At 69.6% G+C, this 22,947-nt stretch carries 8 protein-coding genes; 1 reads left to right on the top strand and 7 read right to left on the bottom strand.

Annotated elements, in window-relative coordinates:
* Nucleotides 1-13: 13 nt before the first annotated feature.
* From ACOGI9_RS04180 to ACOGI9_RS04155, 6 genes are all read right to left on the bottom strand, one after another.
* A complete protein-coding gene (locus ACOGI9_RS04180) occupies nucleotides 14-787 on the bottom strand; it encodes a hypothetical protein (RefSeq protein WP_419858630.1) in 774 nt (257 codons plus the stop codon).
* Between the two features lie 80 nt (nucleotides 788-867).
* Nucleotides 868-1,701, bottom strand: coding sequence for a hypothetical protein (locus ACOGI9_RS04175; RefSeq protein ID WP_419858629.1), 834 nt, complete (start codon nucleotides 1,699-1,701; stop codon nucleotides 868-870).
* Nucleotides 1,698-2,633, bottom strand: a complete 936-nt coding sequence (locus ACOGI9_RS04170) for an ABC transporter ATP-binding protein (RefSeq protein WP_419858628.1) — start codon at nucleotides 2,631-2,633, stop codon at nucleotides 1,698-1,700. The genes ACOGI9_RS04175 and ACOGI9_RS04170 overlap by 4 nt, the downstream gene beginning before the upstream one ends.
* Entirely contained in the window at nucleotides 2,630-2,920 is a 291-nt protein-coding gene (locus ACOGI9_RS04165) for a hypothetical protein (protein ID WP_419858627.1), read from the bottom strand. Before ACOGI9_RS04165 ends, ACOGI9_RS04170 begins: the two co-directional genes overlap by 4 nt.
* A gap of 79 nt (nucleotides 2,921-2,999) precedes the next feature.
* Nucleotides 3,000-5,060: a M1 family metallopeptidase gene (locus ACOGI9_RS04160; RefSeq protein ID WP_419858626.1), complete on the bottom strand. Its 2,061-nt coding sequence runs from the start codon at nucleotides 5,058-5,060 to the stop codon at nucleotides 3,000-3,002.
* Between the two features lie 79 nt (nucleotides 5,061-5,139).
* A complete protein-coding gene (locus ACOGI9_RS04155) occupies nucleotides 5,140-5,646 on the bottom strand; it encodes a DUF418 domain-containing protein (protein ID WP_419859233.1) in 507 nt (168 codons plus the stop codon).
* A gap of 694 nt (nucleotides 5,647-6,340) precedes the next feature.
* On the opposite strand from ACOGI9_RS04155, the gene ACOGI9_RS04150 reads away from it, so the two are divergent.
* Nucleotides 6,341-8,518: a prolyl oligopeptidase family serine peptidase gene (locus ACOGI9_RS04150; protein WP_419858625.1), complete on the top strand. Its 2,178-nt coding sequence runs from the start codon at nucleotides 6,341-6,343 to the stop codon at nucleotides 8,516-8,518.
* A gap of 374 nt (nucleotides 8,519-8,892) precedes the next feature.
* Here the strand turns inward: ACOGI9_RS04150 and ACOGI9_RS04145 are convergent, their stop codons facing one another.
* Entirely contained in the window at nucleotides 8,893-22,800 is a 13,908-nt protein-coding gene (locus ACOGI9_RS04145) for a SwmB domain-containing protein (protein WP_419858624.1), read from the bottom strand.
* Nucleotides 22,801-22,947 lie beyond the last annotated feature (147 nt).

The following is a 22,947-nucleotide window of genomic DNA, read 5'->3' as shown; positions in this document are numbered from 1 at the left end:
GTTGCGACTCGCGTTATCCGGCGGCATGGGCCAGGTAGCGCTCCGGGTGACCCCTCGCTTCGATCTCGGCTACGGCAGCCTGAACGGTCCGACGCCTGCCACCGCTCTCGTTCAGTTTCGGCAGGACCACCGAAGCGACGCGCCGGGCATCATCGCCGGCGAAGGACACCTCTCGCTCCCGCCTGCTCATCTTCACGGTGAACCCGGGCCTCTCATCGGCGGGGAACATGCTGATCGTCCGAACATCCATGTGACTGAACTTCACGACTGCGCCCGGATCCATCGGGCCTTCGCTGGCTTCGCGTCCACCGACCGATGTCTTTGCCGTGGTGCCGCGATACATCCAGGCCATCCAGACCGCAACAAGGCTGATCGACGCGATAGCCGGTACGCTTGTCTGGATGAGCAAGCCGACCGCCCCTCCCGCGGGAGCCATAACGGCGTACTGCCGCATTCTCCGCCGAAAGAGATCGCCGTAGCGCCAGGCGGCGAACTCGCCGCGGGGCGGCTTCCCGATGCGGACGAGTTCCAGGCCTTCGCGATGGCGCGCGAGCCCGATCTGATCCGTCGAGGCACGGAGCGGCGTGGCGCGGAAGAGGCGTTCGCACGTCTCCACGGCCTCCCAGCGCTCCTCGAGCGGCGTGAGGTTCCAGCGCCGGCACCTTCGGCACACCACCCACAGCCGGCCCCTGGCCGGGTCGAAGGCGAGCCGACGCCCCACCGGAAAGGTCTCGACGACCTCGTTGGACCCCAGCGGCCTCTTGCAGAACATGCAGGTGCTGTACACGGCCCTCCGTCAGCATCTCCCTGGACCAAGCTGGAGACGCCACGCTGGAACTGCGGTGTTGCGGGCGCAAGGGCCCGGGGTCAGAGGTCGCGGCGGCGGAACGAGATGTAGGCGATGCCGACGAGGAGCGTCGTCCAGGCGGCGGCGGTGATCAAGTGCCACGCCGGGTCGACGGCGGGTGGCGGTGTCCGGCCCGCGGCCTCGACGGCGGCGGCGTAACGCTCGTAGGCGGCCGCGTCGTAATTGCGGAATTCGAGGAGCGGGAAGGTGTTCGAAAACGGCAGGTAGTCGAGCCAGCCGGTGTAGTCCGGCAGGAAGCGGCGGACGAGCGCGGGCAGCATCCCGGACTCGATCGGGCCGATCCACAGGAACCACACCGCCAGCGCGGCTCCGGTCCTGCGGATCACGAGCGACAGGAGGAAGGCGAGCGCGGCCACGCTCAGGAACGCCAGCCCGAGCCCCCCGGCCGCCTGGAATACGGACAGCGGGACGAGCGACCCCTCGGCGGCCCCGAAGTCGGTCCGGATCAGCGCGAGCACCGTCGGGATCGACACGTGGACGCCGATGAAGGCGAGCCCCACCACGGGCAGCAGGAGCGACTTGCCCCAGAACCACTGGGACTTCGAGAGGCCGTCGATCACGTTCTGCCGCGCGGTTCGCCAGCCGAACTCCGTCGCCGACAGCAGCACGAGCGTGAGCGCGGCGAAGATCACCACCATGGTGGACTCGTCCCCGAACACGTCGGTCCAGATGTCGGGGAGCCGGAAGCCCTCGCTGCGCTCCAGGAAGGGCTGGGCGTGGTTCATGAGCGTGAACAACGCGTAGAAGCCGAGGGCGATCCAGAAGGCGAGCCGCTTCCTCGCCTTGAACCACTCGTTGCGCAGCAGCACGCCGAACGCCCGCGCGCCCTTCATTGGATCTCTCCAAACCCCTCGGGCGTGCCCGTGATCTCCATGAAGGCGTCCTCCAGCGATTGCCGTTCCAGCGACAGGTGCGAGGCGTAGATCCCCCGCCCGGCGAGAAAGCGGTTCAATTCGGAGAGGCCGGCGGCCCCGATCTGCACCAGGACGCGGCCATCCTCCACCCGCGTGTGGCCGGCGCCCTCAAACTCCGATACCGCGTGCCGAAGCGTCTCGATGTCCCCATCGGCGCCCACGGCCGCCACCGTTCGCGCCGAGGTGAGGTCCTCCACGCTCCCCTCGCGGACGAGGCGGCCGGTCTCGATGATCGCGACGTGCGTGCAGGTGCGCTCGACCTCGTGCAGCATGTGGCTCGAGAGGAAGATCGTCTTCCCGCGGCTGGCGAGTTCGCGGATGATGTCGCGGATCTCCCGCTGCCCCGCCGGATCGAGCCCGTTGGCCGGCTCGTCGAGGATGATGAGTTCCGGGTCGCCGATCATCGTGGCCGCGAGCGCGAGCCGCTGCTTCATGCCCAGCGAGCACGCCTTGAACTTCGTCTTTTGGCGCGAGGCCAGGCCCACGATGTCGAGCACCTCGGCGATGTCCGCCTCGTCGCTCCCCTTCACGCGGGCCACGACCCGCAGGTTGTCCCGGCAACTCAGGTAGGGGTAGAAGTTGGGGTATTCGAGCGTGGCGCCGATCCGCTGGCGCGCGGCGTGCAACTCGGCGGGCGTCTCCCCGCCGAACAGCCGGAAGGAACCGCCCGTCGGGTTGATGATGCCGAGGAGCATCCCGATCGTCGTCGTCTTGCCGCTCCCGTTCGGCCCCAGGAAGCCGTACACCTGCCCCGCTTCCACGCGCACGGAAAGCGCGTCGACGGCGAGCGTCCCGTCGCCCCGCAGCGCCGCGTACCGCTTGGACAGCCCTTCGGTTTCGATGATCGTCATGTGAGATCCCGTGTGGTTTCTCCGCCGGCGCGCTCTTCCAGTTGCCGCCGGAACAGCTCCGCCTCCGCAAGCTGGTCCAGGAGCTCGCCCCGCTCCCGGCTCTCGCCTTCAAGCCGCTCGACCCGCTCCGCCAGCCTTGCGATCGTCTCGCGTTCCTGCTTCCGGGGCCCGAGCGCTTCCGCCAGATCCCGCACCAGCGGCCGCAGAGCGAAGTGCGTCGCCATCGCGAGGACCGGGATGCCGATCGTGAAGAAGATCGCGACGATGGCGATGATCATGTCTTCCATATCTCACCCCTGCGCAGGCGCGTTCATCCGGCATCAGAACGGAAGGCGTGGCGCGGTGGTTTCGCGAGGACGGGAAGCGCTACCGGGGAGGCCGGCGGCCGAGAATGCCCCGGCCCCACACGTTGTTCCCGCGGTTCACGTCGGGCATCACGCCGTCCGGGTCGATCTGGACGTTGCGCACGGGCCCGCCGGGTACCTCCAGCACATAGGTGCCGTCCCCCTGCCACGCGTCGACCGGCACCTCGTATCGCTGCTCTTCCCCGTCCTGGTAGAGGATCCGCGCCTGGAGCGGCATCGGGATGCCTCCACGATTCTCGAACACGACCCGCGTCGTATCCCCCACGCGGGTGACGGAAGCGATCGCCTGGTCGAGCATCGCATCCTCGTAGATCCAGCCCTTGAAGAACCAGTCGAGATCCCGCCCGGACACGTCCTCCATCGTGCGGATGAAATCGGCCGGCTGCGGGTGCTTGTACGCCCAGCGCCGGATGTACTCGCGGAAGCCCTCGTCGAACACCTCGGGCCCGAGGATCTCCTCTCGCAGGAGGACGAGCACCGCGGCCGGCTTGTTGTAGGCGAGAACCCCGATGTCCGCTTCCGGAATGCTGTCGGCCGGCGTGAACACGGCGTAGCTCGGGAGCCGCGTGTCCGTCGCGATCTGGGCGGGGGACATGAGTTCGCCCAGGATCGGCTCCCCGCCCGCGAATTCGATGCCGGAATAGTAGTTGATGAAGGTGGTGAACCCCTCGTCCATCCACGCGTACCGCCGCTCGTCGGAGCCCACGATCATCGGGAACCACGTATGTCCGATCTCGTGGTCCGTGACCGAGAAGAGGAAGGCGCCGCGGGACCGCCAGGAACAGAAGACGATCATGGGATATTCCATCCCGAGCGCGAGTCCGGCCACATTGATCGCGACGGGATACGGATAGCGGAACCACTTCTCCGAATAGTGCCGGACGCTGTGACGGAGGTATTCCGTGGAGCGCTCCCAGCCGCTGCCCACGGGCCCGCCCATGCTCTCCCGCGGGTAGGCGGACATGATGAGGATGTCCTCCCAGCCGGCGGCGTCCCAGACGAAGCGGTCGGACGCGGCCCACGCGAAGTCGCGCACGTCCTCCGCGCGGAACCGCCATGTGAGCGGCGCCTCGCCGGGCGGCCGCGTGTGATCCTCTCCGGCTTCATCCGGCCCGATGATGTGGACCGTCTCCTCCGAGAGGCGCGCCTCCGCGAGCCGCTCGCGCTGCATCGGCGTGAGAACCTCCTCCGGATTGAGGAGTTCGCCGGTGGCGACGACGATGAAATCGCGCGGGACGGTCAACTCGACATCGAAGTCGCCGTACTCGAGGTACCACTCGCCCTGCCCCAGGAAGGGAGACTGGTTCCATCCGTTCACGTCGTCGTAGGTGAAGACGCGGGGGTACCACTGCGCGAGCTGATAGATGATCCCGCCCCGGATGTCGAGTTGCCCCATCCGGTCGCCGCCCGTCTCGGGGATCTCGAACGCGAAGTCGATCTCGACCTCGATCTGGCTTCCGCCCGGAGGGAGGGGTTCGCCGAGGAGGATCTCCATCATCGTGTCCTCGGTCCGGTACTCGGGGACCGTCATCTCGCCCCCGAGGTCGGCGCGCACGCCCGAGATCACGAAACCGCCGTCCTTGAAGAAGCCGCCGTGGCGGACGTCCCCGCCGAGTTCCTCCGCTCTCAGCGCCCCGTAGCTGGTTTCGCGGAAGAGGTTCTGGTCGAGCTGGACCCAGAGGCTCGTGAGCGAATCGGGACTGTTGTTCGTGTACGTGATGCGTTCCGTGCCCTCGATGCGATCGTCGTCGAGCGTGGCCCGAATGTGGTAGTCGGCCCGCTGCTGCCAGTAGGCCTCGCCGGGGGCGCCGGAGGCATCCCGAAACTCGCCGGGCTCGGGGAGGTCGAGGGGTGCGAAGGCGCCCGCCGGATCGAAGATCCTGCGCAGGGAATCGCGGCGCGCGAGTTCCGCGGCTTCCGCCGCTTCCCGCGCTTCCCGTTCATCTTCCTGCGCCGCCAGCCCGCCCGCGGGTGAGAAGCCCGAGAAGGACGGCAGGGCGGCCAGTGGAGAGAGCACAAGCATGAGCAGCGCGACCGGCCCCACCGCTTGAAGCGCTCGCATCCCAGCCCCGATCCCCTTCATCGAACCTCCATGTTCCGTGCTGCGTTCACTTCCGTTCCGCGTTCGGCTGCCCTTGTTCTCACGCGACCCTCATCGGTTGACGCTGCCCGTAGGAAAGCGTACGCCAGAGCCACTCCAGGGGTCCGAAGCGGAACCGGGCGAGCCACCACGGCGACCACGCCAGCTGGAGCGCCCAGATGGCCACGACGATGCCGACGCATGCCGCGCCTCCCACGCGCTCGAACAGTCCCAGCCCGTGACCGTAGAAGATGAGCGAACACAGCACGCTCTGGGCAATGTAGTTCGTGAACGCCATGCGACCGACGGCGGCCAGGCGCGCGCGGGCGCGAGTCAGGCGCCCGCTCCGGGCCACGAGCATCACCAGCCCCACGTAGCCAAGAAAGACACCGATGGAGCCGACGTAGTTGAAGAGGGTCCCTCCGAGCTTCGACTGCTCCCACGCGAAGCCGGCCTCCACGTTGTACCAGACCCCGGCGGCCGCGAGCGGCAGGCCCAGCCCGAGCCCCCAGAGGACCCGGCGGTAGAACGAACCGCGCCGAGAGCACCCCAGCTTGTAGAGGGCCATTCCCACGGCATGAGCCGCCCGCCCGCCACGGAGGTAGCCCGGAAAAGCGACGGTCTGAAGAGGGTAGTAGGCCCGGCATCCGAGCCGCCGCGCATTCGATCTGCTCCCAGGGCGCCCACTGAGCCGCGACCTCCGCCCGCTCCCCGGCCGGCCAGTACGGAATCGTCCAGTGGGCGAGACCCATGACGAGTACGACGATCCCGACCGCGCAGCCGGCCCACAGCAGCCGGCGGGGCGTCCAATCGCGGAACCCGTACAGGAGGAAGCCGCAGAGGGCGTAGGGGACGAGGATGTGCCGTGCCAGATCCCGTAGGCGTGAAGGAGTCCAATCGCGAGGAGCCAGAACTGGCGGCGATAGTGCAGGCGGCCTCCCGGGACGCCGCGACGGTCCATGCGCTCGCTCATCATCGCGATCCCCGCGCCGAACAGGAGGGAGAAGGTCGAGATGAACTTCGTGTCCGCGAATACGTTGACCGCGGCCCAGATCCAGATCGGTTCCGAGGCCGATGAGGATCCCCAGCAGCCGCGACGCCGCGGAGCGCATCGATCGCATGGATCCGCTCGGATCCCGACACGGGGGCGGGAGCGTGGCCGGCTGGCGGCGTCTCGGACATCTATTGCCTGTTCGCTATGTTGGACGCGTGGTGCGATGCGCGAGCACGCTACGACGCCAAGTGAACCGAGAGGTGTGAACATGTCCGGGTCCAGGAACATTCTGTCTCAGCCCTTCCTCCTCCGCACCCCGCGGCGGGTCTTTGCGCTCACCGCGGTCCTGGTCCTGACCGCTTCCTTCGGGGCGCATGAAGCCCGCGCCCAGGCCGACGACGCCTGGACCCCGGCGCTGAGCATGCAGTACCGCGCGGTCTCCGGCACCGCAATCTCTCCCGACGGCTCCCGCATCGCCTTCGTCGTGCGCGAGCCGCTGATGGAAGGACCGCAGTCGGAGTATCTGAGTCACATCTGGATGACGGACGCGGACGGGACGAGGGCCGCGCAGTGGACGCGCGGGGAGGCGTCGGCCGGGTCGCCGCGGTTCTCCCCCGACGGCGCGTGGCTGAGCTTCACCTCGGGCCGCGACGGCGAGGGCGAGGCGGGCAGCCAGGTGTGGGCGCTGCCGATGGGGGGCGGCGAGGCGCGGCAACTCACGCAGGCGGAAGGGTCGGTGGGGGGATACCGCTGGTCGCCCGACGGGACGCGGATCGCCTTCCTCATGCGGGATCCGCCGACCGCGGAGGAGAAGAAGGCGCGGGAGGAGAAGCGGGACGTGATCCTCGTGGACCGGGACTACAAGTTCTCGCACCTGTACGTGGCCGCCATCGACCCGGATTCGGACGAGCCCGCGACGCCGGTTCGGCTCACCGCCGGCGACTTCCATATCACCGGCTTCAGCTGGGCGCCGGACGGGGCGCGGATCGTGTTCGCGCACCAGGTCGATCCCCGCATCAACACGGGGCGGCTGAGCGGAGACCTCTCCACGACGACCGTCCCGGACGCCGCCGGGATCGGCGACATCCTGGCCGCGCGGGAAGCCGAGGGAGACGAGGACGGAGACTCGGCCGAAGGCGCGGACGCGGATTCCGCCGCCGTCGGGGAGGTCGCGCTTCTCGTGGGCGGGGCGGGGATCGAAGGGAGCCCGCACTGGTCGCCGGACGGCGCCTGGATCGCCTACGTGTCGACGGGTGATCAGCCGGAGCCGATCGGACTCGGCGACGTATACGTCATGCCGGCGGGGGGCGGAGAGGCGCGGCGACTGGACACGCCGAACCGGAGCGCGTTCGTGCTCGGCTGGTCGGGCGACTCCTCCGAACTGCTGCTGCTCGAATCGCTCGGCACGCGCAGGCACGTGCTGGCCGTTCCGGCCGACGGCGGCGAGATGCGCTTCATCTCCTACGGGGACGGCGTCATCGGCTCCGTCGCGCTCACCGGCGACGCGAGCCGCATGGCCTTCACGTGGCAGACCCCCGAAGAACCGTGGGACGTCTTCGTGTCGCCCACGAACGGGTACTCTCCACAGCAGGTGACGGATCTCCATGCCGGCGTGCCGCGCCCGGAGATGGGGCGCACGCAGCTCGTCTCCTGGACCTCCACGGAAGGGTTCGAGATCGAGGGGCTCCTCACCTACCCCGTGGGCTACGAGGAAGGCGAGCGCGTGCCGCTCATCCTGAACGTGCACGGAGGGCCGGCGGGCGTCTTCAGCCAGAGCTTCACCGGCAGCCCGGCCGCGTACATGCTTCAGTACTTCGCCCAGGAGGGCTTCGCGATCCTGCGCCCGAACCCCCGCGGCTCCACCGGCTACGGGAAGGACTTCCGCTACGCGAACTTCCAGGACTGGGGCTACGGCGACTTCCGTGACCTCATGTCGGGCGTCGACCACGTGATCGAGATGGGAATCGCGGACCCGGACCGCCTCCTCCTCATGGGCTGGAGCTACGGCGGCTACATGACCTCGTGGGCCGTGACCCAGACGGACCGCTTCGTGGCGGCGAGCATGGGGGCCGGCCTCCCGAACCTGGTTTCGATGACGACGACGACCGACATCCAGGACTACCTCGTGGGCCACATGGGCGTCGAGTTCTGGGAGGACTACGAGCGCTACGAGCGGCACTCGGCGATGTATCACATCGCGAACGTGGTCACGCCGACGCAGGTGATTCACGGGGCCGAGGACCTGCGCGTCCCGTTCACGCAGGGACAGGAGTTCTACCGCGCCCTCGACCGCCGCGGCGTGCCGACGGAGATGGTCGTGTACCCGCGCACGCCGCACGGGCCGCGCGAGCCCAAGTTCGTGATGGACGTGTCGGAGCGGATCCTGACCTGGTTCCGGAAGCACCTGGGATCGGAAGCGGTGGCGGCCGGGGACGAGAGCCGCTGAGCCGCCGGGGCCGCCTGACACCCGGCCTCGCCGAGGTCAGCGCTTCAGGCTGCCGCCTTCACCTGATACGGCGTCCCGGGCAAGCATGTCCGATTCGATGTCCGCGTCGCCGGGCCAGCGGCTGACGGGACGTTTCCGCGGGGACGCCGGCGACTAGGGGGAGGCTCGTAAGGTTTCCCCGCGATGCGGCTCCTGAAGCTTCGCCTCGATGCGGTGAACGTGCCCGGCGATCCGCTCGAAAAGCCCGTCGTGCTCGTGAAGGTGCCCGTCGATGCGGTGGAGGTGCCCGTCGATCCGTCCAAAGTGCCCGTCGTGCTCCCGGAGCTTCTCGTCGATGCGCTCGAAATGCTTGTCGTGCTCCTGGAGCTTCCCATCTATGCGGTGAACGTGCCCAGCGATCCGCTCGAGGTGTCCGTCGATGCGCGCGAAGTGTCCGTCGATGCGCGCGAAGTGCCCGTCGTGCTCCTGGAGTCGTCCCTCGATGCGCGCGAAGTGCCCGTCGTGCTCCTGGAGTCGTCCCTCGATGCGCGCGAAGTGCCCGTCGTGCTCCTGGAGTCGTCCCTCGATGCGGCGAAGTGCCCGTCGTGCTCCTGGAGTCGTCCCTCGATGCGGTCGTCGTGCTCCTCGAGTCGTCCCTCGATGCGGTCGAATCTCCCGTCGTGCTCCTCGAGCTTCCCGTCGATGCGGTGGAGGTGACCATCGATGCGGTCGAGCTTGCTGCTGTTGTCCTTCGTGATGCTTATGAGATGCTGAAACTGATCTTCCGTCACGTCGATCTTCCCTTCCTCCCGTTCCCTCGGCCTGGGGGCCGTACCCTTCGCGATGCGGATATCTGACGATACGGAGTGCTCAACGCGAGGCCAACCCAGCCAGTTCATGGAAGTGGCGGGGTCTCCTTGCGGGGGCGGGGGGAGCCGCCGAAGCCGAGTTGGAGGGCGGTGGTGAAGCGGGGGCCCATGGGGGAGTGGTTGACGGAGCCGGACCAGGTGAGGAGGTGGTTGCCGGGGATCCGGATGCCGTAGCCTCCGCGGACGTCGACGGCCCATGGGTCGCGGGCGCGGGCGCCGGGGCGAGTGCGGCGCCGGGTGCAGTGCCGGCGGCAGGGGGCGACAGGGGACGACGCGGCGGCGGGGGCGGCGGCGTAGCGGCTGTAGACCTGGTCCTGCCAGAGGGCGTCGCCGCCGCCCGCGGCGAGGTCGCCCCAGCGGGGGGAGACGGAGAGGGACGGGCCGGTGCCGCCCTGGCTGCCGAGGCTGAGGGTGGCGCTGAAGCCCTGCTCCTCGTAGCCGGTGGCGGAGTGGACGGCGAGCATGCGGCCCTGGGCGTCGAGGCGCAGGAAGCCGGCTTGGGCCTTGAGGCCGCCGACGAGTTCGAGGCCGGTGCCGGGCTGGCCGGCGCCGCCGTCGCGGCGGACGTGGGCCTCGCCGAAGGGGTTGAGGGTGAGGCCGCCGAGCCGGATCTGCTGGGACAGCTCGGCGCCGAAGCGCACCTGGTCCACGGCGGCGGTCTGGCCGTCGAGGGTCTCGCTGCCGGTCTCGGTCTGGAGTTCGGCCCAGCCCGCGTCGGCGCGCAGGGCGAGTGAGAAGCCGCCGCCCGCGGCGAGGCGCCGGCGCAGTTCGACGAGGCCCATGCGCAGGCCGAGGTCGCTCGTCTCCGCGAGGCCGTTCCCGTGGCGCACGTTGTCCGCGTCGCCCTGGCCGACGCCGCCCATGGCCCAGATCGAGGTCGCGCCGCTGGTCCACTGCAGGTAGGGGTGGACGGCGACGAGCCGGGTCTGGAGCGCGCCGCTCGTCGCGCCCGTGCTCCAGTCGCCGGTGCCCTCGCTGCGCGCGACCGCCACGCCGAGCATGAACCGGCTGCCGAGCCACGTGTCCACGCCGACGTAGCCGGTCTTCAGCTCGCCGTCGTAGCTGTCGCCGTCGGAGGGGGCGCCGCGGAAGGTCTGGACGTCGCCCTGGCCCCAGAGCTGCAGGCGCAGGCCGCCACCGCCGCCGGCGTCCTGGGCTCCCGCCGACGTCGAAGCCGAACTGGAACTCGGAGCCGCGCAGCGGGTCGCGTCCGCCCTCGAAGCGGGTGAGGTCGCCGACGAGGTCGCCGAAGCGGAAGAGGTCGCCGAGGGTCGGGTCGTCGCCGGAGCCGGAGCCGGAGCCGCCGGCGGAGTCGACGCGGGCGTATGACATGGCGCGCGAGGTGATGCCGGAGAGCCAGCCCTGCCACCGCTGCTCGGCGGCGGACTTCGCCGCGTTCAGGCTGAGCGGCACGTCGCGGCCCATCAGCGAGAGCCGGGACGCGTCCGAGCGGCTGGCCATCGGGCGGCGGCCCAGCGTCATGCGGGCGCTCGCCAGGTGCGACCGGGCCATGCCCGCCAGCGCGTGCGACACCATGCCGCGCGCCGCCCCGTCCGACACGCTGACCGCCACGGCCTGCGTGGCCGTGAGGCCGCCCGCGTCCCTGGCCGCGATCACGACCACCACCCGACCGTAGCCCGTGGGCACGAGCGTGAGCACGCTGCCGGCGACCGTCGCGCGCACGACCGAGGAGTCGGACGACACCGTGCCGAACGCGAGCACGTCCCCGTCCGCGTCCAGGAAGAACGGCGACAGTTCGATGCGCGCGGGATCGCCGCCCTCCTCGAGCGACTGCGCGGGGATCGTGCCGACGGGCATCGGCGCGTCGTTCGTCGGCAGCACCGTCACCGTCACCGCCGCGCTCGCCCTCGCGCCCCCGTCGTCTTCGACCTCGTAGGTGAAGCGGTCCGTGCCGTGGAAGTTCGCCGCCGGCATGTAGAGGACGACGTTCGCCGCGATCCGCGCCGTCCCGTTCTCCGGCGCCGACACCGACACGAGGCGCAGGCCGTCCCCGTCGGGGTCCGTGTCGTTGGCGAGCACGTTCACGGTCACGGCTTCGTCCTCGTTCGTCGACGCCTCGTCGTCGACCGCCGTCGGCACGTCGTTCACCGGCCGCACGGTCACCTCCACGGAGGCCGAAGCCGTCCCGCCGTTCCCGTCGTCCGCCGTGTACGTGAAGCGGTCCGTCCCGTGCCAGTTCGCGTCCGGCGTGTAGAGGACCCCGCGGCCGTCCGCCGCGATCGCCGACGTCCCGTTCTCCGGCGCCGACACCGACGCCACGCGCAGGCTGTCCCCGTCGACGTCCGTGTCGTTGGCGAGCACGGCCACCTCGACCGCCACGTCCTCGTCCGTGGACGCCGTATCGGCCGCCGCCTCCGGCAGGTCGTTCACCGACCGCACCGTGACCTCGACGGACGCCTCGGACGTCGCGCCGTTCCCGTCCTCCATCACGTACGTGAAGCGGTCCGTGCCGTACCAGTTCTCCGCCGGCGTGTAGAGGACCGCGCCGCCGTCCGCCGCGATCTCCGCCCTTCCCTGCTCCGGCTCCGACACCGACGCCACGCGCAGGCCGGCGCCCTCCGAGTCCGTGTCGTTGGCGAGCACGTCGATCTCGAGCGCCACGTCCTCGTCGGTCGCCACCGTGTCGTCCGCGGCGACGGGAAGCTCGACCACGTTGACGATCTTCACGGTCACGCTCGCGTCCGCCGTCAGGCCGGCCGGGTCGCTCGCTTCCACCGTCAGTTCGAAGACGTTCGGCTCCGTCTCGTAGTCCTCGCCCGGGCCGACGTAGAGCACCGCCCCGTTGCCCGACTCGACCGCGAACCGCGAGGGGTCGCCCGCGGCCAGCGCGTAGGAAAGCGCGTCGCCGTCCGGATCCTCCGCCGTCACCGCGCCGAGCGCGACGGGCTGCGCGCTCCCGTCCACGTGTTCACGCAACTCGAACGCGTACTCGGACACATCGAACTCCGGCGCCCGGTTCGGCACCGGCGGGGGCGGCGGCGGCGGGGGCGGCGCGGCCGCGGACACGGTGACGCTGAAGTTGGGCACGGCGGCCCCGGCGGCGGTGCGCAGCGGGCGCGTGCCCGGCGTGTAGCTCACGGACGCTTCCCGGTCTTCGGGGATCGCCGGAGCGATCGTCAGTTCGACCGTCGCGCCGAGGATCGCCACCGCCGTCACCCGGTAGTGGTCGTCCGCCGCGGGAGACCCGGCGCCCGACGCGGCGTCGGAGGCGGCGGCGACGGTGACGGTGAAGTCGGCGGGGTCCGGGGTCGACGCGGCGTCCAGTTCATCGGCGAAGTTGAGCGTCACCTTGGCGCCGCCCTCCGACACCCGGCCGCCCTGCGGCGGAGGCGACTGCGGTCCCGACGGCGTGTTGTTCGCCACGGTGCGGCCGGTGAAGTTCGACACCTCCTGGCCGCTCGAGCCCGCGCCCCGGAGCGGGTTGGTCGCCGGCCGGGCGTAGCTCACCCTCACCGTCTCGCCGGACGCCACCGCCGAGGCGAGCGTCACGGTCACCGTCGAGCCCGAGATCGACGCCGTGCCCGTGCCCGCGATCGTGCGCGCCGAGCCGCCCGCAGGCGTCGCCGTCACCGTGAACGCGCTCCCGGCCGGAGCCGACCCCGCGTCGAGGTTCCGGCTGAAGGCGATCGCCAGCGCCGTCCCGTTCACCGACCCCCGCGAGAACGACGGCCGCGTCGGCGGCGGCGGGGCCGCGGCGTCGTTGTCGTTGACCGTCACGCGGGCGGAATCGCTGGTGGGCGACACCCTGTAGCCCGTGCCCGCGGCCAGCTTCACCGTCACCGACCCGTTCGGCTCGTCCGTCTGGTCGTTCACGGTGGGCACTTCGTAGACCACCTCGCCGGCGGTCGAGCCGGAGGCCGGGATGGTCACCGTCTTCGCGCCCAGGTTCGCGGCGGCGACGAAGTTGCCGGCCTGCGAGACCGTCAGGTTCACGGTGAGGTCGGCCGACGGGTGCGGGTTCGCGTGGAGTTCGAACCTCGCGGGGGCGCCCTCGGTCACCGTCGTCGACCCCGTGGCCACGATGTGCACCGCGATCCGCGACTGGCTGCCGTCCACCTTGTGGCCCGACTGCGCGGCGAGCGCGTCGTGGGTCAGAATCGCCGCGCCGCCCCCCTGGTCCGTGATGGTGGCGCCGTTCAGCTCCAGCGCGTTCGCGGCGATCGAGATGCCGTCGGCGTCCAGGTCCGCCGCCACCACGCTGTAGTAGAACTCGAGCTCCGTGAGCCCGCTGCCGGTCGTGGCCGTCGTGTACCTCGTGTTCGAGCCCACCTCGAGCGCGATGCGCGGCGTGCCGCCGGACTTGTTCACGGTCACGTTGTCGGTGAACGTCACCGTGACCGTGATCTGTTCGCCGAGCTGGTAGGTGTCGCCGGGGGCCGGGGACGACGTGATCGACGGCGCCCCGACCACCGCGGCCCGCGTGTTGTTCGTCGCCGTCTCCGGGCCGAAGCTCACCACCTGGTTCGTGGCCCCGTCCTGCAGCGGGTTCGTGGCGGGTGCGCTGTAGCGCACCGACACCCGCTCGCCGGGGTCCACCGCCGAGGCCAGCGTCAGCGTCACGTCCGCGTCGGAGATGTCCACGTCCGTGACGGTCCGGGGAACGCTGTTCACCAGCACCGCGAAGGAGGACGCGGCCGGCTCCGAGGTGGCGTCGATGTTCTCGTTGAAGGTGATGACGAGCGCCGCGCCGTCGACCGCGGCGCTGGAGTACGTGGGCGCCGTGCTGTCGTCGTTCCTCACCGTCACGCTGGAGAAGGACGCCACGAGGTTGGGCGTCGGGGCGCGGTCCTGGAGCTTCGCGGCGCTCGCGCCCGTGGGCTGCGTGTAGCTCACCGTGACGGCCTCGCCGAACACCGCGGCCGACGCCAGCGTCAGCGTCACCGTCGAGCCGGAGACGGCCACGGCGTCCACCTTCCGGGCGTTGCCCGCCACCACCACGTCGAAGGCGCTCGTATCCGGGGTCGCGCTCGCGCCCTCCGTCAGCGGCTCGCTGAAGGTGATGACGAGCCGCGTGCCGCCCACCACCGGCGCCGGATCGGTCAGGACCGTCGGCGCCACGTTCGGCGTGTTGTTCGTCACCGCCTGGTCGCCGAAGCTCGCGGCGTCGTTGCCCGCCCTGAAATCCTGGATCGGGTTCGAGGCCGGCTTGTCGTAGGCGACCGTCACCACGTCGGCGTCGATCACCGCAGCGGCCAGCGTGAGCGTCACGGTGCTGCCGCTCACCGCCACCGGGTTCGAGTCGGCGAGGGCCACCTCGGTGCCGCCCACCTTGACGGTGAAGGCGCTCGCCGCGGGGGCGGTGCCGGTGCCGTCCAGCACTTCGTTGAAGGTGATGACGAGGCTGGTCCCGTTCACGGTCGGCACGGTCGTGCCGTGGAGCGCCGGGGCCGTCGTGTCCCTGTTGCCGCCGGGGCCGTTCACCCTGTGGTTGACGTCGTGGGCCAGCGCCGTGTGCGTCAGCGTCACGCTCGTGGTCCCCGTCTTGATCGCGCCGCCGTTTGGGTCCAGCACGTTCGCGGGGACGCCGATGCCTTCCGTGCCCGAGTCGTTCGCGCTCGACACCACGTAGAAGAACACGAGGCTGTCCGTGCCGGTGCCGCTCTCGTAGACCAGGTGGGGCGGGTTGAGGATGCCGCTCGGGTGGGACGCGCGGAACTTGAACTTGAGCCGCGGCCCCGTTACGGGCGTGCCCACGGTCGTCACGGTCACGTCGGCGTTGAACCTCACCGCCGCGCGGATCGTGTCGCCGGCCTGGTACGTCTTGTCCGGGCCGGGGTCCGAGATGATCACGATGCTCGAGACGGTCGCCGGCACGGCGTTGTTCACCGACTGGTTGCTGAAGCTGTCGATCTCCCGGTCGCGGGTGTCGGTCAGTTTGTTGCCGGTGGTGGGCTTTTCGTAGCTCACCGTGACGGTCTGCCCGGCGGTGATCGCCGTACCGAGATTGAGTAGCAGGCTCCCCGACAAATAACCGCCGCTGGTTGGCGTATGAGCCGTGCCGTCGACGGTGACGGTGAAGACGGACGAGGCCACGGACACCTGCTTGAGGGACGCGGTGAAGGTGACAAACACGTTGGTCCCGGCCGCATTCGTCTCCGCGCTCTCGACCACGGTCGGCACGATGTTGGACACGGATTGGCCGCTGAAGCTCTCCACCTCCAGGCCGTCGGCGTCCGTGAGCTTGCTTCCGGAGGGCTTCGAGTAGCTTACCGTGACGGCATCGCGGGCGATGATCGCCGTGCCGAGGCTGAGGGTCACGTCCCTGGAATTGGCGCTCGTGAAGATAACGGTCGGGTTCTGGTCCGTGCCGCCCGCGGAGACCGTGAAGGCGCTGAAGGCCACGTTTCCTGGGGCCGAGACGTTCTTGTTGAACGTGAGGGTCACCCGCGTACCGGCCGCGTTCGTCGTTGCGCTCGACAGCGTCGCGGGGCGGGCGACGGCGAAGTCGGTGAAGCTGTCGACCTCCTGGCCGGCGTTGTCCACGAGCCTCCCGGTGGTCGGTTTCTCGTAGCTCACGGTCACCGATCCCGCGGCGGGGGCGGCGTTCAGGACGAGCGACAGCACGCTGCCGGAGATCGATATAGGTGAGGAGCCTCGCAGCGCCTGCGTCGTCGTGCCCAGCTTGACCGTGAACGCACCCGACAGCGCGCCCGGTGGCAGGCTCCCGAGCGCCCTGCTGAACGTGATGTCCAACTGGGTGCCGACGAGGGTCGCCTTCGACGGGGTCGCGATGCGGGAGACGGTGCCGGTGAAGGTCGTGACCGCGTTGCCGGCGGCGTCCCGCAGTTTGGTGGCGGTGCCGGTGGGCTGCGTGTAGTCGACCGTGAGCGTGCCGGTGCCGGGGGCGGAGGCGAGCGTGAGCGTCACCGTGCTGCCGGAGATCGCCACCGGGGTCGTCGCGTGCAGGGTCTGCGCCACGTTGTCCAGCTTGACGCTGAACGCGCTCGCGGCGGGGAGCGCCGTCTGGAGCGCCTCGGTGAACGTGATCCGGACCTCCGAGCCGACGAGGACGATACCGGCGGTGCCCGACACCGTCGGCTTCACGCCGTCCACCTTGTGGGCCGCGTTCGCGGCAATCGCCGTGTGGGTGAGCGTCGCGTCGTTGCCGACCGCGTCCTTGATGGCGCCGTCGTCGTTGACCGTCAGCGTGTTCGCGGCCACCGTGATGCCGTCGGTGTCCACGTTGGTCGCGTGCGCCACCACCGTGTAGCGGAACGAGATCGTCGCGTTCCCGCTGCCGCTGTTGTAGAACGCCTTCCTCTCCGTCGTGCCCACGATGATCGGGATGTACGGGGTGCCCGTCGCGCTGCCGTCGCTCGTCACGGTCACGGCCTCGCTGAACGTCACCTGGAGCACGATGTGGTCGCCGATGGCGTAGGTCTGGTCGTCGCCCGCCCTCGACGTGACCGCGATCGAACTCACCGTCGGCGCCGACGCGTCCACCTTGTGGTTCGCCTGGTTCGCCAGCGCCGTGTGGGTCAGCGTCGCGGCGTTGCCGACGTTGTCCACGATCGTGCCGCCGTTCAGTTCCAGCTTGTTCGCCGCCACCGAGACCCCGTCCGCGTCCGCGTCGCCCGCCTCCACCACGTAGTGGAACCGGATGTCCCGCGTGCCGCTGCCCCGACGGTACACCGCGTACTTCTCCGTCGTCCCGACGGTCAGCGCGATGCGCGGCCAGGTCGGGGTGGCGCCGCCGGAGGAGGCCACCGTCACGTTTTCGGTGAACCGCACCGTGAGCGCGATCGTGTCGCCGGTCGCGTAGGTGTTGTCGGTGCCGGCACTGGTCGCCACCCGCACCGAATTCACCGTCGGCCGCCCCCCGTCCACCTTGTGGTTGCTGTTCGGCGCCACCGCCGTGTGGGAGAGCGTCGCCGCGTTGCCGGCCGCGTCCACGATGGCTCCGCCGTTGAGGCCCAGCCGGTTCGCCGGCACGTTGATGCCGTTCCCATCCGCGTCGCCCGCCGCCACGGTGTAGCTGAACACGATCTCCGTCGTGCCGGTGCCCGAGGCATAGACCGCCTGCTTCGTCGCGCTCCCCAACTGGAACCCGATCCGCGGCCACGTCGGGGTGCTGCCGCCCGAGGAGGTCACGGTCACGGCCTCGGAGAAGGTCGCCTTGAGCAGGATCGCGTCGCCGATGGCGTAGGTCTGGTCCGTGCCGGCCATGGAGGAGATCGTCACCGAGCTGACCGTCGGCTTCACGCCGTCCACCTTGCGGGCCGTGTTCGCCGCCACCGCGTCGTGGTCGAGGGCCGCCGCCGTGGTCGTCGTGCCGACCCGGATCGTGCCGCCGTTCAGCTCGAGCGCGTTCGCCGCCACCGTGATCCCGTCCGTGTCCAGGTCGCCCGAGGCCACCGTGTAGCGGAACACGATCGCCGTCCCCGGACTGCCCGACTGGTAGGTCGCGTGCTTCAGCGGCGTCGAACCGAGGGTGAACGGAATCCGGGGCCTGCCGCCGGAAACGTTCACCGTCACGGACGAGGCGAAGGTCGCGGTGATGTCGATATGGTCGCCGAGGCCGTAGGTGCCGTCGTCGCCCGCGGCGTTGAACGACAGCGCGACGTTCGCCCCGACCTTCACCGTCGCCGTGGCGGCCGCGGTCGACTTGGCGCCGAACGCGTCCACCACCTTGAAGGTGAACGTGGCTTCGCCCTCGAAGCCGGTGGTTGGGGAGAACCACAGCTTGTTGGCCGCGATGTCCGCCCGCGACAGGGTCCTCGGCAGGTCGGCGCTCGCGAGCGCCGTGCCCTCCTGTACGAGCGTGCCCTGCGCGCTCGTGGGCAGGCTGATGATCTCGATCTCCTTCAGCGGGTCGCTGTTGGCGTCGGAGAAGGTGAAGTCGCCCACCGCGAACGTCCGGTCCGTGTCCGTCGGGGTCGCCACCGTGAAGTTCGTCGCCGTGGGCGTCGCGTTCGTGCCGCGCACGTTCAGGCTGGTGACCGTGACGGTCGACGACTTTATCCACTCCACCTTCGGGTCGGCGTCGCGCGTGAGGTCCGCGGGGTTGGCGCCGTTGGCCGCGGTGCCCTTGATGGTCGCGCTGCTCGACAGCCGGACCGCGTTGCCGGACGCGTCACGCTGGAGCGTAATGCCGTTGTCGTCCGCGTCCCCCGTCGCCACCGTGCGAGCGCTGAACCGGATGGCGGTGTCGCCGTGCGCCGCGGCGTAGGCCAGCTCATGGTGCGAGGTGCCGATCGTCAGCGCGATCTTGACGTTGGCGTTTGCGCCCATCCGGTCGACATCGATGGCCTGGTCCAAGCCGACGATCACGCTGATGGTGTCGTTCGCGACGTAGGTGTCCGCGTCGCCGTTCAGGTCGGCGTCCACGCTCGGACCGACTGCGACGACGATCGAGTTGATCTTCGGGCGTTTCGCGGAGACCGTCTTGCCGGAGTCGGTCAAGGTGTGGGCGAGCGTCGCGTTCGCCGTGCCGGTTCTGATCGTGGCGCCGCCGGGCAGCGACAGCGTGTTCGCCGCCACCGACACGTTAGTGCTGCCCGAGTCGTCCCCGTCCTGCAGCACGTACGCGAACACGAGCGCCGTCGTGCCGCTGCCCGAACGGTAGAAGGCGTACCGGGTCACCTGCGGATCGCCGGCGCCGAAGTCGGGGCTCAGTGTGATGCGCGGCGTCCCGGTCACGGTCACCGGCCGGTCCCAGGTGATCTTGACCTCGATGCTGTCCCCGATGGTCACGTAGTTGCCGGTGGGCTTGTTGATGAACTCCACGGTCGAGAGCCTCGCCCTGCCGCCGTCCACCTTGTGGTCCGTGCTCGCGGCCACCGCGGCGTGCTTGATTTCCGCGTTGGTGTTGTCCGAGTACCGGATCGTGGCGCCGCCGGGGAGCGTCAGCGCGTTCTCCGCGATCTGGATGCCGTCGGCGTCCGTGTCGTTGTTGCCCACGACGTAGCTGAACACCATCGCCGTGCCCGGGCTGCCGCGTACGTAGTTCGCGTTCCTGTTGTTCGAGCCCACCCTGATGGGGATGCGGGGCGTGCCCGTCACCGTCACCTGCTGCGGCCAGGTCGCGGTGACCTGGATGGAGTCGCCGTTGTGGTACGTGTTGTCGGTGCCGGCGTCGTTCAGCGACAGCGTTGGCCTCGGGTCCTGGATCACCTGGACGGTGACCTCCCGGCCGACCTCATAGGCCCGGATCGTCGCGTTGCTGTCCCACCGGTAGTTGTTCGACACGGCGGCCGGGAGCTGGGCCGCATCGGAGAGGGCGAACTCGTGCCCGTTCACCTTCAGCTTCAGGGTGCTCAGGCTCGTGGAAGGGAAGTCCTGGTCGAGCGTCAGGTGGAGGCGGACCTGCGACGACGAGGGCCCGCCCCAGCGCACGCTCTTCACCACGAAGGTCGTGCCGCCCAGGTCGAAGTCCGTGTCGTCCAGGTTCCCGTAGGCTGTGTTGCACCTGGCGGATATCCCGTTGCAATAGCCCCGGGACCTCATGTTCGTCCCCCCCGTGCCCTGGGCCACGGTCAGGGTCCCGCACCAGGCGTTGCCCGTGTCGCAGGCGGGGGCGGCCGCCTGCACCGTGCCCGAGGCGGCGCTGGTCAGCGTCTCGTCGTGGCCGATGTCGTCCTGGAAGGTGACCTTGACCTTGACGGTCTTGGCCGAGTCGGCCTGGGTCAGCTCGTAGGTGCTGTTGGTCGCGCTCGCGATGTCCGTGTCCGTCCCGGAGTCCGTGCGGATCCACTGGTAGCTGTAGCTCACGCTCGTGAGCCCGTCGGTGTCCGCGATGCCGCTGGTCCCGGCGGTCAGCGTCTGGCCTACCTGCGGGAAGCCCGTGATGGCCGGCGCGCCGGTCGCGACGTTGTTGGTGTCGTCGTCGTTCACCGTCACGCTGTCCGCAGCGGGCGAGCCCACGCTGTAGCCGGTGCCCGACCCCACCGCCACCTTCACGTAGCCGTTCGGCTCGTCCTTGCTGTCGCCCACCGTCGCCACGGTGACGGTGTCCTTTGTGTTGCCCATGGCGATCGTCGCCGTCGTCGCGCCCTCGTTCGCCGCCGCCACGAAGTCGCTGCCCGCCTTCTCGGACACGGTCAGGTTCACCGTCACGTCCGTGGTCGGCGCCTCGGCGATCGTCAGCGTGAACGTGGCGGCGGTGCCCTCCGTCACCGCCGATCCGCCGGAGATCGAGACGGCGGGGCCCGAGACCGCTTCGGAGCCGTTGACGCGGATCATCGCTGGATTGACAACAAGGGTAAAACCCCCGGTGGAAGAGGCCGACCTTTGCCGACGTAGGTCCCCCACACTCCAGCCGGCGGCCCCGCCGTCGTCCTCCGCGGTGGATGACGTGCGGCGGAGCTCCCCGCTGGACCCTTCCACGATCACGAAGTACGTCGTGCTGCGCGAAAGCGTGGTCCCCGCGGGCGCGGTGAACGTGTTGTTGCCAGCCGTCAGCGTTGACGGGTTGGTCAGCGTGGCGACCGTCGTGCCCGCAGACGATGCCGACACCCCGGTCGCGAGTTTCACGCTCACGCCGCTCGGCGCAGAACTGCCGAACTTCACCTCGATGCTGGTCAGGGTGTAGCCCTCCATGTTCGACCCGGTCGTGAACGGCTGCGCCGTATCCGTTAGGTTCAGAGGCGTCGAAAAGACGGCCGACTGATCGATGTTGGAGATCAGCACGGGGGGCGGCGGCGCTTCCACCGTGATCGTCGCGGCGGCGGTGTCGGAGGCGGCGCCGAAGGAGTCCAACACCGTGAAGTCGAAGCTGCCGGAGCCGCTGGAGGAGGTCGCCGGGTCGAACACCAGCTTGGTGATGTCCGACTTCGACACCGTCTTCGGCAGCGCGCTGCTCGGGATCGCCGTGCCGTCCAGCTTGAGCGTGCCCGCCGTGCCCGCCGGCAGGCGCGTGATCTGGATCTCCTTCAGCGGGTCGTTCTCCGCCGCGTACGTCGGCTGGCCCGTGGGCTTGGCGGTGTCCGAGTAGGTGAAGTCCGTCGTGGAGAAGGTGTAATCGGTGTCTTCCTCGGTCGTCACCGTGAAGTCCGCCGTGGTCGGCGCCTGGTTGTTCCCGCGCACGTTGAGGCTCCCGATCGTCACCGTGTTCGACTTCTTCCAGCTCAGCTTCGGGTCGGCGGTGCTGCCGACGGTGAGGCGCGCGTCGTTGGCGCCGTTGGCCGCGGTGCCCTTGATCGTCGCGTTGCCCGACAGCCGGATCACGTTGTTCGTCACCGACTGGCGCTGGAGCGTGATGCCGTCGTCGTCCCGATCGTTGGCTACTACCGTGTCAGCGCTGAACCGGATGGCGGTGTCGCCGTGCGCTGCAGCGTAGGTCAGCGCGTGGTGCGTGGTGCCGATCGTCAGCACGATCTGGACATTGGCGTCGTCGCCCATCCGGTCGACATCGATGGGCTGGTCGAAGGCGACGATCACGCTGATGGTGTCGTTCAGGACATAGGTGTCGGCGTCGCCGTTCAGGTCGGCATCCACGCTCGGACCGGCTGAGACTACGATCCTGCCGCTATTGAAGATCGGGCGGTGCGCGGAGACGGTCTTTCCGGCGTCCGCGGTGGCGGTGTGGGGGATGTGCGCGGCCTCGGTGCCGGTCTTGATCGTGCCGCCGTTGAGCTCCAACGCGTTCTCCTCCACCTTGACGTTGGAGCCCTGGGAGTCGTCTCCGTCCTGCAGCGTGTACTTGAACACCAGCGCCGTGCTGCCGGTGCCCGAGTCGTAGTCCGCGTACCGGTTCTCCAGGTCGAATAATTCCGGGCTGAGTTCGACGCGCGGCGTGCCCGTCACCGTCACCGGGCGGTCGAAGGTCACCTTGACCTCGATGCTGTCGCCGATCGTGACGTAGTTGCCGCTCGGTTTGTTGATGAACTCGATCGTCGAGACCGCCGCATCGCGGCCGTCCACCTTGTGAGCCGTGCTCGCGGACACCGCCGGGTGGTCGATCGCCGCCGCCGTGTCGCCGACGGTCGTTTTAATCGTGCCGCCGTTCAGCGCCAGGGCATCCGCGGCGATCTCGATGCCGTCGTTGTCCACGTCGGCCGTCACGACCGTGTACGAGAACACCAGGTCCGTGCCCCCGCTGCCGCTCGAGTAGTCCGCCGTCCTCGTGTTCGACCCGATCGTCATCGAGATCTGCGGCGTGCCCGTCACGGTCACGTTCTCGCCGAAGGTCGCCGTGACCTCGATCGCGTCGCCGTTGTGGTAGGTGCTGTCGGTGCCGGCGGAGTTGAGCGCGAGGGAGACGGAGCCGCCGCCCGTGGTGCGGATGTGGACCCAGGGGTGGTTGCTTCCGTAACCAACCCATCTGACCCAGTAGTCCGTGCCTGCGGTCAGCGCCGGGTCCTCGTCCCGGTAGCCGAACTTCGTATAGGTATGAGTTTCTCCGGATGGGATAGAGCCCTCGCCACCGGTCGCAGTGCCGTGGATCGTGGCTATCGAGCCTTCGGAGTCACACAACTCCGCCTTGCCCTGAGCCCCGGTAAATCCGGTGGTGTTATAGGTGACCGTGATGCTCGTCTCGGTGGACCCCACCGAAGCAATCGGTTGAAAATTTTCAAAGCCACTAGTCGTGGTGCCGCACCCTGCCGGCGCCGAGGGCGGATC

The organism is Candidatus Palauibacter irciniicola (genome assembly GCF_965208695.1).
Lineage (GTDB): Bacteria > Gemmatimonadota > Gemmatimonadetes > Palauibacterales > Palauibacteraceae > Palauibacter > Palauibacter irciniicola.
The sequence above is the reverse complement of the archived record's forward strand: the minus strand, read 5'-3'. Positions and strand labels throughout refer to the sequence as shown.

Excerpts from the sequence above, each read along its gene's own strand:
- ACOGI9_RS04150 (WP_419858625.1), top strand. The coding sequence starts at position 6,341 with ATGTCCGGGTCCAGGAACATTCTGTCTCAGCCCTTCCTCCTCCGCACC.
- ACOGI9_RS04170 (WP_419858628.1), bottom strand. The coding sequence starts at position 2,633 with ATGACGATCATCGAAACCGAAGGGCTGTCCAAGCGGTACGCGGCGCTG.
- ACOGI9_RS04160 (WP_419858626.1), bottom strand. The coding sequence starts at position 5,060 with ATGCGAGCGCTTCAAGCGGTGGGGCCGGTCGCGCTGCTCATGCTTGTG.
- ACOGI9_RS04155 (WP_419859233.1), bottom strand. The coding sequence starts at position 5,646 with ATGGCCCTCTACAAGCTGGGGTGCTCTCGGCGCGGTTCGTTCTACCGC.
- ACOGI9_RS04165 (WP_419858627.1), bottom strand. The coding sequence starts at position 2,920 with ATGGAAGACATGATCATCGCCATCGTCGCGATCTTCTTCACGATCGGC.
- ACOGI9_RS04175 (WP_419858629.1), bottom strand. The coding sequence starts at position 1,701 with ATGAAGGGCGCGCGGGCGTTCGGCGTGCTGCTGCGCAACGAGTGGTTC.